Annotated in this window: 15 protein-coding genes and 1 tRNA gene; 15 read left to right on the top strand and 1 reads right to left on the bottom strand. The window is 66.3% G+C overall.

Annotated features, from left to right (window positions below):
- Nucleotides 1–197 precede the first annotated feature (197 nt).
- The 4 genes from EV283_RS15710 to EV283_RS15695 are packed head-to-tail and all read left to right on the top strand — an operon-like array spanning nucleotide 198 to nucleotide 4,825.
- Nucleotides 198–878 carry a hypothetical protein gene (locus EV283_RS15710; protein WP_130327010.1) on the top strand — a complete coding sequence of 227 codons (681 nt, stop codon included), beginning with the start codon at nucleotides 198–200 and terminating at the stop codon, nucleotides 876–878.
- On the top strand, nucleotides 875–1,876 hold the full coding sequence (locus EV283_RS15705) for a hypothetical protein (protein ID WP_242616003.1): 1,002 nt from the start codon (nucleotides 875–877) through the stop codon (nucleotides 1,874–1,876). The genes EV283_RS15710 and EV283_RS15705 overlap by 4 nt, the downstream gene beginning before the upstream one ends.
- A 24-nt stretch (nucleotides 1,877–1,900) precedes the next feature.
- Entirely contained in the window at nucleotides 1,901–4,234 is a 2,334-nt protein-coding gene (locus tag EV283_RS15700) for a TonB-dependent receptor (protein WP_130326861.1), read from the top strand.
- Between the two features lie 54 nt (nucleotides 4,235–4,288).
- A complete protein-coding gene (locus tag EV283_RS15695; RefSeq protein WP_130326859.1) occupies nucleotides 4,289–4,825 on the top strand; it encodes a hypothetical protein in 537 nt (178 codons plus the stop codon).
- A 134-nt stretch (nucleotides 4,826–4,959) separates the two neighbouring features.
- Here the strand turns inward: EV283_RS15695 and EV283_RS15690 are convergent.
- Nucleotides 4,960–5,049: transfer RNA gene (locus tag EV283_RS15690), tRNA-Ser, on the bottom strand.
- 155 nt (nucleotides 5,050–5,204) lie between these two features.
- On the opposite strand from EV283_RS15690, the gene hspQ reads away from it, so the two are divergent.
- The 11 genes from hspQ (at nucleotide 5,205) to EV283_RS15635 (ending at nucleotide 15,250) form a co-directional block, all read left to right on the top strand.
- Nucleotides 5,205–5,600, top strand: coding sequence for a heat shock protein HspQ (gene hspQ / locus EV283_RS15685; RefSeq protein ID WP_056417366.1), 396 nt, complete (start codon nucleotides 5,205–5,207; stop codon nucleotides 5,598–5,600).
- A gap of 253 nt (nucleotides 5,601–5,853) precedes the next feature.
- On the top strand, nucleotides 5,854–6,201 hold the full coding sequence (rplU, locus tag EV283_RS15680; RefSeq protein WP_056417047.1) for a 50S ribosomal protein L21: 348 nt from the start codon (nucleotides 5,854–5,856) through the stop codon (nucleotides 6,199–6,201).
- 13 nt (nucleotides 6,202–6,214) lie between these two features.
- Nucleotides 6,215–6,505, top strand: coding sequence for a 50S ribosomal protein L27 (rpmA, locus tag EV283_RS15675; protein ID WP_056417044.1), 291 nt, complete (start codon nucleotides 6,215–6,217; stop codon nucleotides 6,503–6,505).
- Between the two features lie 175 nt (nucleotides 6,506–6,680).
- Nucleotides 6,681–7,226 carry a GNAT family protein gene (locus EV283_RS15670; protein WP_242616002.1) on the top strand — a complete coding sequence of 182 codons (546 nt, stop codon included), beginning with the start codon at nucleotides 6,681–6,683 and terminating at the stop codon, nucleotides 7,224–7,226.
- 284 nt (nucleotides 7,227–7,510) lie between these two features.
- Complete coding sequence (locus EV283_RS15665) at nucleotides 7,511–8,110, top strand: TetR/AcrR family transcriptional regulator (RefSeq protein ID WP_130326857.1); 600 nt, start codon at nucleotides 7,511–7,513, stop codon at nucleotides 8,108–8,110.
- A 67-nt stretch (nucleotides 8,111–8,177) separates the two neighbouring features.
- Nucleotides 8,178–9,224, top strand: a complete 1,047-nt coding sequence (gene obgE, locus EV283_RS15660) for a GTPase ObgE (protein WP_130326855.1) — start codon at nucleotides 8,178–8,180, stop codon at nucleotides 9,222–9,224.
- Between the two features lie 118 nt (nucleotides 9,225–9,342).
- On the top strand, nucleotides 9,343–10,440 hold the full coding sequence (proB, locus tag EV283_RS15655) for a glutamate 5-kinase (protein WP_130326853.1): 1,098 nt from the start codon (nucleotides 9,343–9,345) through the stop codon (nucleotides 10,438–10,440).
- A gap of 34 nt (nucleotides 10,441–10,474) precedes the next feature.
- Entirely contained in the window at nucleotides 10,475–11,374 is a 900-nt protein-coding gene (locus EV283_RS15650; RefSeq protein ID WP_130326851.1) for an NAD(P)-dependent oxidoreductase, read from the top strand.
- Between the two features lie 58 nt (nucleotides 11,375–11,432).
- The gene (locus EV283_RS15645) at nucleotides 11,433–11,678 is read left to right on the top strand and encodes an acyl carrier protein (protein WP_055880859.1); all 246 of its coding nucleotides are present in this window, start codon (nucleotides 11,433–11,435) and stop codon (nucleotides 11,676–11,678) included.
- Between the two features lie 120 nt (nucleotides 11,679–11,798).
- Nucleotides 11,799–13,061 (top strand): aminotransferase class I/II-fold pyridoxal phosphate-dependent enzyme, encoded by a 1,263-nt coding sequence (locus tag EV283_RS15640; RefSeq protein ID WP_130326849.1) that lies wholly within the window; start codon nucleotides 11,799–11,801, stop codon nucleotides 13,059–13,061.
- A gap of 221 nt (nucleotides 13,062–13,282) precedes the next feature.
- Nucleotides 13,283–15,250 (top strand): ATP-binding protein, encoded by a 1,968-nt coding sequence (locus tag EV283_RS15635; RefSeq protein WP_130326847.1) that lies wholly within the window; start codon nucleotides 13,283–13,285, stop codon nucleotides 15,248–15,250.
- The last annotated feature ends 51 nt before the right edge of the window (nucleotides 15,251–15,301 follow it).

Genomic DNA, 15,301 nt, shown 5'->3' with positions numbered 1-15,301 from the left:
GACGAACACTAAAAGGCAGTCGATAAACTTGTAAATATGGGCTCACCTCGCCCAGATGAGTCATCTAAGCCAATTCGGTTTTATATGCCCTTATGGTTGCCACCTAGTGAGGGGTAGCCATGATCTTAACGCGCATCAGGCAGCGGGTTTTTCGAACGAATAGTCTCGCTATACGCAATTGGTTTGTGACGACCGGCATGGCGGGCACGGCCCTGCTGACTATCTGCACACCGGCGCAGGGTCAGGCGACGACGGACCCCGATTTTGAGGGCGTCTGGAAGATAGCGGAACCATCCAACAGCCTCAGACCATCGACACCGGTCGTGCTGACCGCCGAAGGACGCAAGGCTCTTGCGGAAAACAAGCGCCTCAGATCGCAACGCAAGTACGACGATTACGACATCACAATGTCGCGCTGTTCGAGCCCGGGCGTTCCGCGGCTGATGCTGATGCCGATGCGGTTCAGGATCTGGCAGCGGCTGGGCGTCGTCACGTTCGACTTCGAATGGAACCGCGCCCTGCGTCAGATCGACATGCGCGGGCGGCCGACCGAACCATTGCTCGCGCCGCAGATGACCGGCCAGACCACCGGGCGGTGGGAGGGCGGCACGCTGGTCGCCCAAACGGTCGACGTAAGCGATCGCACGCTGATCGACGATATCATGCCGCACAGCAGCGACATGAAGGTCACCGAGCGTATCCGACTGGTCGGCGCCGACACGCTGGAAGACCGGATCACGATCGACGACCCGGTCTATTACGCAAAACCCTGGGGCGGCGTGGTCACCTATACGCGGCAGCCCGCCACGCCGTTCTTCCCGGAGCATGTCTGCCTCGACCGTCGCGACACCGCTGCGCGCGCCATGCGTGGGAAATGAGCAGCGCGAACGAACTCGGAGCATCCAGCATGACCGCTTACCGCAAGCATTCATCCCGCGCCCGCATGATGGCGCTGACGGCCGGCATCCTCGGCCTCAGCGCAAGTGTCGCCGTTGCTCAGATGGCAGCGCCGCCGCCCGGTGGACCTCCGTTAGGCAACGCCCCCGCCCCTTCACCCCCGGGCCGCGGTCCCGGGGCGGGGTTGGCTCCGCCGCCGCTCCCGCCGCTGACGGAGGCGCAGAAGATCCTGGCCGCGCTGCCGCCGCCGATGAAGGCCGGGCTTTTCCCGCAGCCGCCGGTGACGGCCGACGACCCCGCATCGCCCGCGGATCCCCGCGACTTCCAGGGCGTCTGGTATCACGATCAACCGCTCGAAGTGCGCATCCAGAAGGACATGTACGGGGCGGAGCCGCCTGTGACGATGGCCGGCGCCACTGTCATCGCCCGCCGAGTCCGATCCGCCGAGGCCGGAAAGCCGTTCATCAACGCATCCGCCAAATGCCTGCCGCCAGGCCCGCAATGGCAGCGCGATCTCAATTTCCCCTTCCAGATCGTGCAGGGCAAGACCTGGGTCGCGTTCATCTTCGAGGAATATCATGGTCGATGGAACATATCCCTCGACCCGAAGACTTCGCCGCTTCCCGACGGCACCGACTTCATGGGGCGCTCGATCGGTCATTGGGAAGGCGACACGCTTGTCGTGGAAAGCACCGGTTTCAAAAAAGCGCTTTGGCTCGATGTCGACGGAACGCCGCTCTCGCCCAATGGTCGCCTGGTCCAGCGCATCCGCAAGGTGAACCTTGGCGACGGTAAGCCCTTCCTCGAGATCATAACGACCATCGAAGACCCGCAATATTACACCAACCCCTGGAACATCGTCAGGCGGTTCGCGTGGCATCCCAATCTACCGGTCTTCAAGGAATATAATTGCGAAGAACAGGTCGGCGATCCGAGCGGCGTAACCGATGCCGGGCTCGTCGTCGAAACGGCCGATTAAAAACAAAAACAGAGGGTGGATGCTATGAACAGGAAGGTTTTGCTGCTGATGGCGGCGAGTCAGGCCGCACTCTTCGGCGGGACCGGAGCGGCCAGCGCACAGACCACGCCGGTCGCGGCCCAGACGACTGCGGCAACTACGCCGGACACGCAATCGTCGAGCGAGCTGCCCGACATCGTCGTCACCGCGCAGCGCCAGTCCGAGACGCTGCAACGCGCTGCCGCCTCGGTCAGCGTACGCTCGGGATCGGATCTTCTGGCCGCGGGCAAGTTTGCGCTCAGTGCCATACTGGAGGATGTGCCCGGTGTCAGCGGCGGCGCCGCGGCGACGCCGACCGGCATGGCGGGATCGTCGTCGGGCAATGACTCGCCCGCCGCCGGGCTCACCATTCGCGGCATTCCCTCCAATTCTGGCGTCGGTGGATCCGCGACATCGATCGCGACGTCCGCCGCGATCTATGTCGACGGCATCTACAATGGCGTCGGCAGTTCGTACGATATCGACCGCGTCGAGATCCTGCGCGGTCCGCAAGGCACGCTGTACGGCCGCAGCGCGACCACCGGTGTCGTCGTGATCAAGACGCGCGACCCGGCGCTCGGCATCGTCGAGGGCAACATCGCCGCAGAGGCCGGCAACTATGATCTCGAGCATTATTATGGCGCGGTGAACGTCCCCCTCGTGTCCGACGTCATCGCGCTGCGCGTTTCGGGCAATTACTACAGCCGCGACGGATATGACACGCATGACGTCGACAAGGGCGAGCTCGGCTATCGCGGCGGCGCGATGCGGAGCACCGATTTCCGCGCAAAAATGCTGATCGCGCCGACCAGCACCTTTTCGGTCCTGCTCGGCGTCGCCGGCCAGAACAACAAGATCTACAGCTCCGGCAATTCGATGAATTTGCAGGCCGACGGGACCTACAACAAGGTTTATGGCGATGTCGGGCCGGGCACCAACAAGTTCCGCCAATATTGGGCGGAATTCAATCTCGACCTTGGCGGCGCCAATCTGGTGTATATCCCGGCATTCCGCACATGGACGTCGACCGCGTTGAATTACGGCCGCGTGCCGGCCATCGGCCTGGCCGTCGATCAGGACATTTCCACGCCCAAGGACGAGTTCATGACGCACGAGCTTCGGCTCGCGTCGCAGCAGGGCGGCAAGCTGAAATGGCAGATCGGCGCGCTATATTATCAGAACGACCTGCGGAGCATCGTGAAGGCGACCGACGGCTATTCCGGCGCGCTGTTGTACAATTCCGACGTCGCCAAGAAAACGACCGCGGCCGGCGTGTTCGGAGAGGCCACATACGCCCTGGCCGACACCACGCGGCTGAATGCCGGGCTGCGCTACGATTACACCAAGGTCGCGGTCGACCAGACCTATACCGCCAATCTCAACCTGTGCTGCGGCGGCCCGCTCGGTTCGACGACCTATGGCTATCCGGAGATCCTGCAGACCCAGACACTGTCGGGTCAGGAGGGGAAACGGACGTATCGCAACGTCACGTACAAGGTGCGGCTCGAGCATGACCTGAGCCCGCGCAACCTGCTCTACGCGCTCACGTCGTCCGGCTTCTCACCGGGCGATCTCAGCGTGACGACCGGCAGGACGGGCGCCCCGACCGCGGTCGAGTTCAAGACCGAGACGCTGACGTCGTATGAGGTGGGATCGAAGAACCGATTTTTCGGCAACCGGCTTCAGGTCAACGGATCCGCCTTCTACTATGTCTATGGCGGCTATCAGGTCGGCAACATCAACATCAGCGAGATCATCGGGCTGACCGCCTTCACCGCCATCTCCGCCCCCGCCCGCGCTTATGGCGGCGAACTGGAGATCTCCTTCCAGCCGACGCCGCGCGATCGCATCGGAATAAACTCGAGCTACACCAAGGCGTATTTCGTCGACAGGCGCGAACAAGCGGTTCCCGGCAGCACCAGGACCTTCGACTATTATTTCTCGCGGAAAGACATTCCGAACGTCATCCCCTTCCGGACTCAAGTCAATTACGATCACGACTTCGACTTGTCGGATGGGTCGAGCATCACGCTGCATGGCGACGTTCGGTTCCTCAGCGCCTTTTACTCGGCCCCACTCAGGCAGAATCTGGTGGACGGCGCGCTGACCGCCGCGCGCACGGGATCGCAATTCGTCGAGGACGTTACCGCCACATGGCGATCGAGCGATAACCGGCTGTCGCTGTCGGCCTATATCCGGAACGTCAGCAATAATCGGTACAACATCAATGCCGGGGTCAACCTGGCGGGCGTGAACGCGACCGGACAGGGCCTGATCGCGGCAACCCGCGAATTGTCCGATCCGCGCACATACGGCCTCGTTCTCAGCACGAAATTCTAGACCGCCACGAAACGGCGGCGGACGCGCGCGTCATTCGCAAAAGGAGATGATGGAATGGTGGTTGCCAAGAAACGTGCCGGCATCCGGTTGGCGTGGCTGCCACTTCTGGCGGGCGTGGCACTCAGCGCGCCTGCAACCGCCGCGACGAATACCCCCGCCGAGATCGTCAACGAGAACCTCGTCGTGGACTTCTACCGCGCGCTCGACGCCGCCAACGCGGCCGGGACCATGGCCCAACAGGCTCGACACATCGCCGAACGCTATCTCAGCCCCGTTTACATCCAGCATCGCGAGGGCGAGTCGGCACCGGGCACTGCGCGCGAGGCGTTTATCCGTAATGCCGAAGCCGTCCCCGCCGGCCCGCAGCCTCCCGGCATGAACCAGCCCGCCAAGCGCGTTGCGCTGATGGCCGACGGTGATCGCGTCATCCTGGTCACCAGCCGTGACGTTCCCGACGCATCGGGCCGCATCCGCCCGGTATTCCTCTTCAACATGTTCCGCATCGCGGGCGGCAAGCTTGCAGAACATTGGGATGCGATCCCCGCGCAGATCGGCAGCCCGCCACCAGATGCGCGGCCCATGCCCCGCTGACACTGGCATGACGCCTTCGGGCATCGGTTACGCATAGCTCTTCTCTGGGGCCCGGGCGCATCGTCCGGTCGGCGCGAAACGAGAGCAGATCCGCCCCCTTGCGGGACGGGATGAGACCGGTTGCTACGGGAAGTTGGCGGAGAGGGTGGGATTCGAACCCACGGTACCCTCGCGGGTACGCCGCATTTCGAGTGCGGTACGTTCGACCACTCTGCCACCTCTCCGCAGGTCATCCGAAGCTCTGCGAACAGCGCCTCCGATCGGTCGAAGCGCGGCCTCTAATGAAGTGATCCTGGGGACGCAAGCGGATTTTGGCCCCACGCACACCGCTCGGCGCGTTTTCCTTGTGCGGCGCAAAACAGACCCTAAATTGGCGGATATGCCCCGACACGACAGTATCGCCCACGACATCACCAGCCCGCTCGTCCCCGTCGAGGTGGTCGCGCCGCCGATCTCGCACGCGAATTTCTCGATCGGCGACGTGGTGCGCCACCGGCTGTTCGATTTCCGCGGGGTTATCTTCGACGTCGATCCGGTGTTTGCGAACAGCGACGAATGGTATGCGGCGATCCCCGAGGATATCCGGCCGTCGAAGGACCAGCCCTTCTACCATCTCCTCGCCGAAAACATGGAGTCGAGCTACGTCGCCTATGTCAGCCAGCAGAACCTGGTGCCCGACGATAGCGACGAGCCGGTCGACCATCCGGCGATCTCGGGCCTGTTCAGCGACTATGCGGACGGCCGGTACGCGCTGCGGCAGGTTCACCGGCACTGAGGCGAATCGGACCGCTGGCAAAAGCCGGTTCCAGATCCGACGCGCGAGTCGGGCCTGGTCCGCCGTCCGTGCGGGGAAATAATTCCGCACCGGGATGCTGACGATGCGACGGCAGGCGGACGACCTGCACCCTTAAACACCCCGTCGCCGCCCCTTCACGGTTGACAACGCCCCCCCCCTCGCTTAGCTGCCCGGCTTCTCCCGGCGGACCTTGCGTTCGTGGGGCACATGTATTTGGAAAGTGACAAGGGCCATGTTCGCAGTCGTGCGCACGGGCGGCAAGCAGTATCGCGTCGCCGCCGGAGATAAGATCGTCGTCGAAAAGATCGAGGGCGATGCAGGGGCGTCGGTGACGCTGGGCGATGTGCTGCTGGCGGGCGAAGGCTCGGAGCTGCGCTCGGTCGAGGGTTTCACCGTCGCCGCAGAGATCATCGCGCAGGCGAAGGCGGACAAGGTCATCGTCTTCAAGAAGCGTCGTCGTCACAACTATCGTCGCAAGAACGGCCATCGCCAGCAGCACACGATCCTGAAGATCGTGTCGGTCGGCGGCCACACTGCAAAGAGCAACGAGGGCGAAACCGCCCCGGCCGCTCAGGCATAAGGAGTAGCTTCAGATGGCACATAAGAAAGCAGGCGGCTCTTCGCGCAACGGTCGCGATTCGGCCGGTCGTCGTCTCGGCGTAAAGAAGTTCGGTGGCCAGGCGTGCGTCGCCGGCAACATCCTCGTGCGTCAGCGCGGGACGAAGTTCTACCCGGGCACCAATGTCGGCATCGGCACGGATCACACGCTGTTCGCGCTGGTCGACGGCCGCGTCGTGTTCAGCCAGGGCAAACTTGGTCGCAAGTTCTGCTCGGTCGAGCTGGCAGCGAACGACGTTGCCGACATGGCAGCAGCAGCCGAATAACATAGGGTAACCATCCGGGTTGCCCACCAGGGTGACCCGGGTCGCGAAAGCGAACCTGAACAAGGGAGACGGGTCACCCCGGCTCCCTTTTTTATTGCTCCCTCCCCCTCGTCTGTCGCTGCCCTGTCATTCGGACATGGCAGGGCGTCAGGCGCGATGCGTGAAGGAGAGAGCCGTGTTCGCGCGCACCAAGAGACTGACGTTGCGGCCAGGCTGGCCGGAAGATGCGCCCGCATTGGCGCGGGCGATCGGCCACGAGTCGGTCATCGCCAAGCTGGCGCGTGCGCCCTGGCCCTATACGCTGGACGATGCCGAGGCGTTTCTGGCGCAGCCGCGCGGCGCGCACGACCCCCATTTCCTGATCGAGACGATGGACGCCGGCACGCCGCGACTCGTCGGCGGGATCGCGATCCGGGCGGCGGAGGCGGGCCATGAACTCGGCTATTGGCTGGCGCCTGACGCCTGGGGTCGCGGCTATGCGACCGAGGCTGGCGAGGCGGTGGTGGCGATGGCCCGCCACGCGCTGGGCTTGCGCCGGCTGGATGCGTTCCACTTCGTCGACAACCCGGCCTCGGGGCGCGTGCTGGCGAAGCTCGGGTTCCGACCCACGGGTCGGATCGAGCCCCGGACCTCGCGCGGGCGCGGGGGTGAGGCGCCCGCGGTCATGTTCGAACTTGATCTCGATGACGATCGATGCGCGCCGATGCCGATGGCGGCGTGAACCGCGCGCCTTTTCCCTAAGAGTGCGACACCACCCCGGCGAAGGCCAGGGCCCAGTTGGGAAGGTGCAGTAACGGAGCAATGACCTCCGTCGGCACCGCCCGCCAACTGGGCCCCGGCCTCCGCCGGGGTGGTGCATCTGGTGAGGGGGCGACTTTCCCCACCTCCCGTTGGCCCGCAAAAGCGGGGATCCCGAATTGGCAGGCATGGTTGCTTTCCCCACGGAAACCTCCAAACAGGGATCAACATTCTTTACTTACAGCGATGTAAATAGGCTCCCGTCCCGTGACGTCACCACCGCGCAAGCGCCTCTCCCCCACCGAATCACGTGACGCCGCCGTCGAGGCTGCGCGCGCGCTGCTCGTCGAAAGCGGGCCCAGCGCCGTCACCTTGAAGGCTGTGGCGGGCCGGATCGGGCGGACGCATGCCAATCTGCTCCACCATTTCGGCTCTGCGGAGGCGCTGCAGACCGCGCTGATCACGCGGATGGCGGCAGACATCGTCGGCACGATCGGCGCCGCGGTGCTGCGGGTGCGCGCGGGCGAGCTCGACCCGCGCGAAGTCGTCGAGATGACGTTCGACGCGTTCGGCAAGGGCGGCGCGGGCGCGCTGGCGAGCTGGATGATCCTGTCGGGCAATACCGACGCGCTCGACCCGATTCTCACCGCGATCCACGATCTGGTCGACGAACTCGCGGAGGGCGACATGCCCGGCGACCAGCCGATCCAGGACCAGACGCTCACGCTGGTGCTGATGGCGCTCGGCGACGCCTTGATGGGCGCGCCGATGGCCCGCGCGCTAGGCCTGCCTGCGACCAGGGCGCGCGAACTCGCGCTCGACGCGCTGCTCGCGAGCAAGGACGCCGCCGCCAGCCCATCGGCCTGAGCGTTGCCGAATCGGAACCCGAATCGCAGACACTGGCGATTTTCGCCAATTTCGCTATGGGGCGGCGATGCATTTTCTAGACCAAGCCAAGATCTACGTCCGTTCGGGTGAGGGCGGCCCCGGTGCCGTCAGCTTCCGCCGCGAGAAATATATCGAATATGGCGGCCCCGATGGCGGCAATGGCGGCAAGGGCGGCGACATCGTGTTCGAATGCATCGCCGGCCTGAACACGCTGATCGACTTCCGCTACACGCAGCATTTTCGCGCGCCACGCGGCTCGGGCGGCTCGGGCTCGAACCGCACCGGCGCGGGCGGCGAGGACCTCGTGATTCGCGTCCCGCTCGGCACGCAGGTGCTGTCGGAGGACAAGGAAGAGGTGCTGATCGACTTCACGCAAGTCGGCCAGCGCGAGGTGCTGTTCCGCGGCGGCGACGGCGGCCGCGGTAACGCCAGCTACAAGACCTCGACCAACCGCACCCCGCGCCAGCACGGCACCGGCTGGCCCTATGGCGAGGCGTGGGTCTGGCTGCGGCTGAAGCTGCTCGCGGATGCGGGTCTCGTCGGGCTGCCCAACGCGGGCAAGTCGACCTTCATCAACCAGGTGACGAACGCGCAGGCCAAGGTCGGCGAATATGCCTTCACGACCACACGGCCGCAGCTCGGCGTGGTCCGCCACAAGCAGCGCGAGTTCGTCGTCGCGGATATTCCCGGGCTGATCCAGGGTGCGGCCGAGGGTGCCGGCATCGGCGACCGCTTCCTCGGGCATATCGAGCGGTGCCGCGTGCTGTTGCATCTCGTCGATGCGAACGACGCCGACGTCGCCGAATCGTACCGGATCGTGCGCGACGAGCTGGAGAATTACGGCGAGGGGCTGACCGACAAGAACGTCATCGTCGCGCTCAACAAGATCGACATGCTTGACGCCGAACTGATCGCGGCGTTGTCGGCGGAGCTGGCGGAGGCCAGCGGCGCCGAGGTCATGGCGATCTCGGGCGCGAGCGGTGCCGGGATCGAAGCGGTGCTCGACAAGCTGATCGGCGCGATCGGCCCGGCACCGGGTGCGGCGAAGGAACTCGAAGAGGGCGAAGTCCCGGTCGCATGGTCGCCGCTGTAGGCCAACGCTTAGCCCTCTCCCCCTCGGGGAGAGGGTTGGGTGAGGGGCTGTTCCAGGCGTTGCACTGCTTGGCTACCCCTCACCCCGACCCTCTCCCCGCAGGGGAGAGGGAGCAGTGATGTTTCCACCGTCGTCTTGCGCGCGGCTGATCGTGAAGATCGGCTCGGCGCTGCTCGTCGATCCCGACGGTAGCGTCCGACGCGACTGGCTGACGGGCCTCGTCGCCGACATCGCCGCGCGCACCGCTGAGGGCCAGCAGATCGCGATCGTGTCCTCCGGCGCAATCGCGCTCGGCGCGCGCCGACTCGGCCTCGCCAAGGGTGGCCGCGCGAGTCTCGAGGACGCGCAGGCCGCCGCCGCGACCGGCCAGATCGCGCTCAGCCAGGTCTGGGCCGAATTGCTCGCCGCGCAGGGGCTCAACGCCGCGCAGATGCTCGTCACGCTCGACGACCTCGAGGACCGCCGCCGCTATCTCAACGCCGCCGCGACGCTGAACCGCCTGCTGTCGCTCAAGGTCGTCCCCGTCATCAACGAGAATGACAGCGTCGCGACCGAGGAAATCCGCTTCGGCGACAATGACCGCCTCGCCGCGCGAGTCGCGCAGGCGGCGGGTGCGCAGGGCGTGATCCTGCTCTCCGACGTCGACGGGCTCTACACCGCCAACCCGCACACCGACCCGTCCGCGACGCATATCGCCAGCGTCCCCCGGATCGACGCGGTCGCGGGCATGGCGGACGACGGATCGGGGTCGGGAATGGGATCGGGCGGCATGGCCTCGAAGATCGCCGCCGCGCGGATCGCGACCGGTGCGGGCATTCCGCTCGCGATCGCGTCCGGGCGTATCGACCATCCATTGTCCACCTCTGCCCGCCACACGCTCTTCACCGCCGAACGCACCGCGTCCGCGCGGAAAGCCTGGCTCGCGGGCGGACTGACCGCGAAAGGTGCGATCCATGTCGATGCGGGCGCCGCGGCCGCGCTCGGCCAGGGCCGCAGCCTGCTCGCAGCTGGCGCGATCCGGATCGACGGCGGTTTCACTCGCGGCGATCTCGTGACGATCGAGGGGCCCGCGGGCACGATCGCGCGCGGGCTGGCGGAATACGACGCTGCCGACACCGCGCGCCTTCTCGGCCGGCACAGCGACGATCATGCCGCGATCCTCGGCTATGCGCCACGATCCGCGCTGGTCCACCGCAACCATCTGGCGCTGCTGTGATCGGCCGCGCCCTGTCCACCCCGGGAACGCGCGCATGATTCTGGCCATCACCGGCGGCACGGGGTTCGTCGGCAGCCACCTGATCGACCATGCGCTCGAGACCGGGCACACGATCCGCGCGCTCGCGCGCAAGCCGCAGGCCAAGCGGACCGGCGTCACCTGGATCGAAGGCGCGCTCGATCGCCCGATGAGCCTGGGCAAGCTGGTCGAGGGCGCGGACGTCGTCATCCACGTCGCGGGCGTGGTCAACGCGGCCAACCGCGCCGCCTTCGCCGCGGGCAATATCGCGGGCACCGAAGCGATCCTGAAGGCGACCCGGCTCGCCGGCATCCGCCGCTTCGTCCATGTCTCGTCGCTCGCCGCGCGTGAGCCGGCGCTGTCCAACTATGGCTGGTCGAAGGCCGAGGCGGAGACGCGCGTCGAAGCATCAGGGCTCGACTGGACAATCGTCCGCCCGCCCGCGATCTTCGGTCCGCGCGACCATGACCTGCTCGACGTGTTCAAGGCCGCCAGGTCGGGCTTCGTTCCCGTGCCGCCGGTGGGCACGCGCATCTCGCTGCTCTATGTCGAGGACCTGACGACGCTGTTGCTCGCGCTCGCCGAGATCCCCGCCGCGCCGTCGATCATGGAGCCCGATGACGGCGTCGCGACCGGCTGGGACAATCGCGATTTCGCGCGCGCGATCGGCACCGCGGTCGGCAAGCCCGTCCGCGTGATGCCGACCCCGCGCGCTCTTATGCTGCTGGCATCCGCCGCGGATCGCCTCGTCCGCGGCAAGAAGGCGCGGCTCACGCGCGACCGGGTGAGCTATTTCTGCCACCCCGACTGGGTCTCGCACGCGCCACCCCCGCCCGCGCTCTGGACGCCCGCGGTCCCGACCCCACAGGCGCTGGCGCAAACCGCCGCATGGTATCGCGCCGCAGGGCTGCTATAGCGCCGAAAAGCCGCCGCAATTTCCTGTCAGGAATGGTGGCGACACCGAAGGGATTATCATGAGCGACCGCCAGCAGATCTACGACACCGTCACCGCGCAGATCGAGCCCTTCAACAAGAAGGGCGTCGCCCTGACCGACGCGACCACCTTTCAGGGCGACCTCGAGTGGGACAGCCTGACCGTCATGGATTTCGTCGCCGCGATCGAGGACGAATTCGACATCATCATCACGATGAACATGCAGGCCGAGATCGAGACGGTCGGCCAGCTGGTCGACGCGGTCGCGAAACTGAAGGCCGCCTGAGCAAGTCCATACCCCCCACCCGTTCGTGCTGAGCGAAGTCGAAGCACCTGAGACACAAGCCCTTCGACTTCGCTCAGGGCGAACGGCAGGGGGCGATACCGTCCTGATCTGGAACCGAACATGACCGAAGCCGCCACCACCGCCCACGCCCTCCCCCTCGACGTCGCCGAGGTCGCCCCCGAACGCGACTTGATGTCGAAGTTCGACGGCCTCATCGCCGAACGCGAGGCGCTCGTGCGGTCCGGCGTGCGTAACCCGTTCACGATCGTCATGGACGAGGTAAAGTCGCCGACTGAGGCGGTGATCCGCGGCAAGGACACGATCCTGCTCGGCACCTACAATTACATGGGCATGACGTTCGACCCCGACGTCATCCAGGCCGGCAAGGACGCGCTCGACGCGTTCGGGTCGGGCACCAATGGCAGCCGGATGCTCAACGGCACGTTCCACGACCATGTCGACGTCGAGCAAGCCCTGCGCGAGTTCTACGACGTGACCGGCGCGATCGTGTTCTCGACCGGCTACATGGCCAATCTCGGGATCATCTCGACGCTCGCCGGCAAGGGCGAATACGTCATCCTCGACGCCGACAGCCACGCCTCGATCTACGACGGCTGCAAGCAGGGCAATGCCGAGATCGTCCGCTTCCGCCACAACGACGTCGCCGATCTCGACAAGCGCCTCGGCCGCCTGCCCAAGGAAGCCGGCAAGCTGGTGGTGCTCGAGGGCGTCTATTCGATGCTCGGCGACATCGCGCCGCTGAAGGAGATGGTCGCGGTCGCCAAGAAGCATGGCTGCATGGTGTTGGTCGACGAGGCGCATTCGATGGGCTTCTTCGGCCCCAATGGCCGCGGCGTGTACGAGGAAATGGGGCTGACCGACGAGGTCGATTTCGTCGTCGGGACGTTTTCGAAGTCGGTCGGCACGGTCGGCGGCTTCGTCGTGTCGAACCATCCGAAGTTCGAGATGGTCCGCTTCGCCTGCCGTCCCTACATCTTCACCGCCTCGCTCCCCCCCTCGGTCGTCGCCACCGCCGCCACCTCGATCCGCAAGCTGATGACCGCGCATGACAAGCGCGCGCAGCTCTGGAAGAACGCGCGGGCGATGCATGCGGGTCTGAAAGCGATGGGCTTCAAGCTCGGCACCGAGACGTCCGACTCGGCAATTATCGCGATCATCCTGACCGACCAGGAACAGGCGATCGCGATCTGGCAGTCGCTGCTCGAGGGCGGGCTGTACGTGAACATGGCGCGCCCGCCCGCCACCCCCGCGGGCACGTTTCTGCTCCGCTGCTCGCTCTGCGCCGAGCACACCGACGCGCAGGTCGCGACGATCCTCGGCATGTTCGAGGCCGCGGGCCGTGCCGTCGGGGTGATCGACTAAGGCCAGCTGACGATCGGGAGGTGAGTCTCGTACGCGAACCTCGTCATCCTGACGAAAGTCAGGACCCAGGGTCACGAACGCCGCGGTGCTTGGCTCTGGGTCCTGACTTTCGTCAGGATGACGGCGGCTTTGAGCCGATGCTCGCTCGGAAGACTCAATCCCCTCTCTCCGGAAATTGACATCATTGCGCAGGGGCAACGACTCGCTAGGATGGGACGGTGATGCGCAGCGAGGCCCAGACCGCAGCCCTGGGGGGCGGAGCGACCTGGCGGACTATCATGCTCGTCGTGATGGGACTGCTTGGCGCGGCGGTGCTCGTTGCGATGATCGTGACGCTCGGCAGCGCCAACCGCCAGCGCGACCAGGCGCTCGACCTGCAGGCGCACAGCTATGACGTGATGATCCTCGCGCGGACGCTGTCGGGGACGATCGCGCGGTCGGAGGCGTCGCTCGGCCGCTACGTGATCAGCGGCGACAAGCAACTCGGCCAGCTCTATTTCGACGAATGGGTGCTTGCCGGATCGCAGATCGACCGTCTCGACCGGATCACCGGCGACAACCCCGAGCAGCAGAAACGGATCGACCGGCTGCGCGCCGCCTATGATGCGCGCGGGCGCGAACTGTCGCTGACCGCGCTGAACACGAGCTACGGGAAGAACGGCCAGGCGCTGGCGCGCTATTACCAGGCGCGCAAGGCGCCGACGCTCATTGAGATCAACGCCACGCTCGACACGCTGATCGCCCGCGAACGCGCGCTGCTCGACGAGCGGACCGCGAGCGCGCTGGGCTCGGTCGATCGGTCGAGCCGGGTTGCGCGCGTGCTGGCGGTGTTCGGCGTGCTGCTGGTGCTCGGCGCGATCCTGCTCGGCTGGTTCACGATCCGCGCGGTCGGCGAGCGCGCGACCGCGCTGGCCGACGCCGAGCTTGAACGCGAGCGCGCCGCCGAGCTGACCGCCGCGGTCGCCGCCGCAACTGCCGAACTCCGCGCGCAGGAGGCCAAGCTGCGCCAGATCCAGAAAATGGAGGCGGTCGGCCAGCTGACCGGCGGCATCGCGCACGACTTCAACAACATGCTGGCGGTCGTGCTGGGCGGGCTGGAACTTGCCCGGCGCAGCATCGGTGCCGATCAGGCCGACGCACGCCGGCACATCGACAACGCCACCGAAGGCGCGAACCGCGCGGCCGCGCTGACCCGCCGCCTGCTCGCTTTCAGCCGCGAGGATTCGCTGAAGCCGGAATCGATCGACGCCGCTGCACTGGTCGCGGGCATGTCCGACCTGCTCGACCGCACGCTTGGCGATGCCATCACGCTGATCGCGCGGTCGGAAACGGGGGGCGGATCCGTGCGCGCCGACCGCGTCCAGCTCGAGAACGCGGTGCTCAACCTGGCGGTCAACGCGCGCGATGCGATGAACGGCCGCGGCACGCTGACGATCGCCACCGGCTCCGCGACGCTGGCGGCGGGGCAGGTCGGCCAGTGCGCGGCGGGCGCATATGTCACGATCAGCGTCGTCGACGATGGCTGCGGGATGACGCCCGACATTGCCGAGCGCGTGTTCGAGCCATTCTTTACCACCAAGGACGTCGGCAAGGGCACGGGTCTCGGGCTCAGCCAGATCTTCGCGCTGGTGCAGCAGCTGGAGGGAGAGGTAACCATCGCCTCGGCACCCGGCGAAGGCACCGCGGTCACGCTCTACCTCCCCCGCACGGCCGACGCCGTAGCCGTGGCGTTGCCCGCGTCCGTACTGCCGGTGTCGACTAACGTCGCACCGGTCGTACCGGCGGCGGCAATGCTCGACATCCTGGTCGTGGAGGACGATCCGCGCGTGCTGACCGCGACGATCGGCGCGCTGGAGGAGATCGGCCACCGGGCCATCGCGTGCGACGATCCGCTCGCCGCGCCCGCCCTGCTCGCGGCCAACCCGTCGATCGGGCTCATCATCTCCGACGTGCTGATGCCGCGCCAGACGGGCCCCGAGATGATCGCAGCGCTCAGCCCGCTTTATCCACATATCGCCGTCCTGTTCGTCACCGGCTTTGCGGGCGAGGTGAACGTCGCGCAGTTCGGCGGGCACGACGTGTTGCGCAAACCCTTCACGCTCAACGGGCTCGAACGCGCGGTCTTCGCGGCGTTGGCGGCGGAACGCGCCCCCTCCCCCGCGCCGCGCGAGCGGATCGCGGCGGAATAAGGGCTTGGCGACGTACAACCCATTGCGGTGCGATTGGGGATGACGCCTCGG

The organism is Sphingomonas sp. BK036 (assembly GCF_004216825.1).
Lineage (GTDB): Bacteria > Pseudomonadota > Alphaproteobacteria > Sphingomonadales > Sphingomonadaceae > Sphingomonas.
Note: the sequence above shows the minus strand (reverse complement) of the source record. Positions and strands in the feature narration are given on the sequence as shown.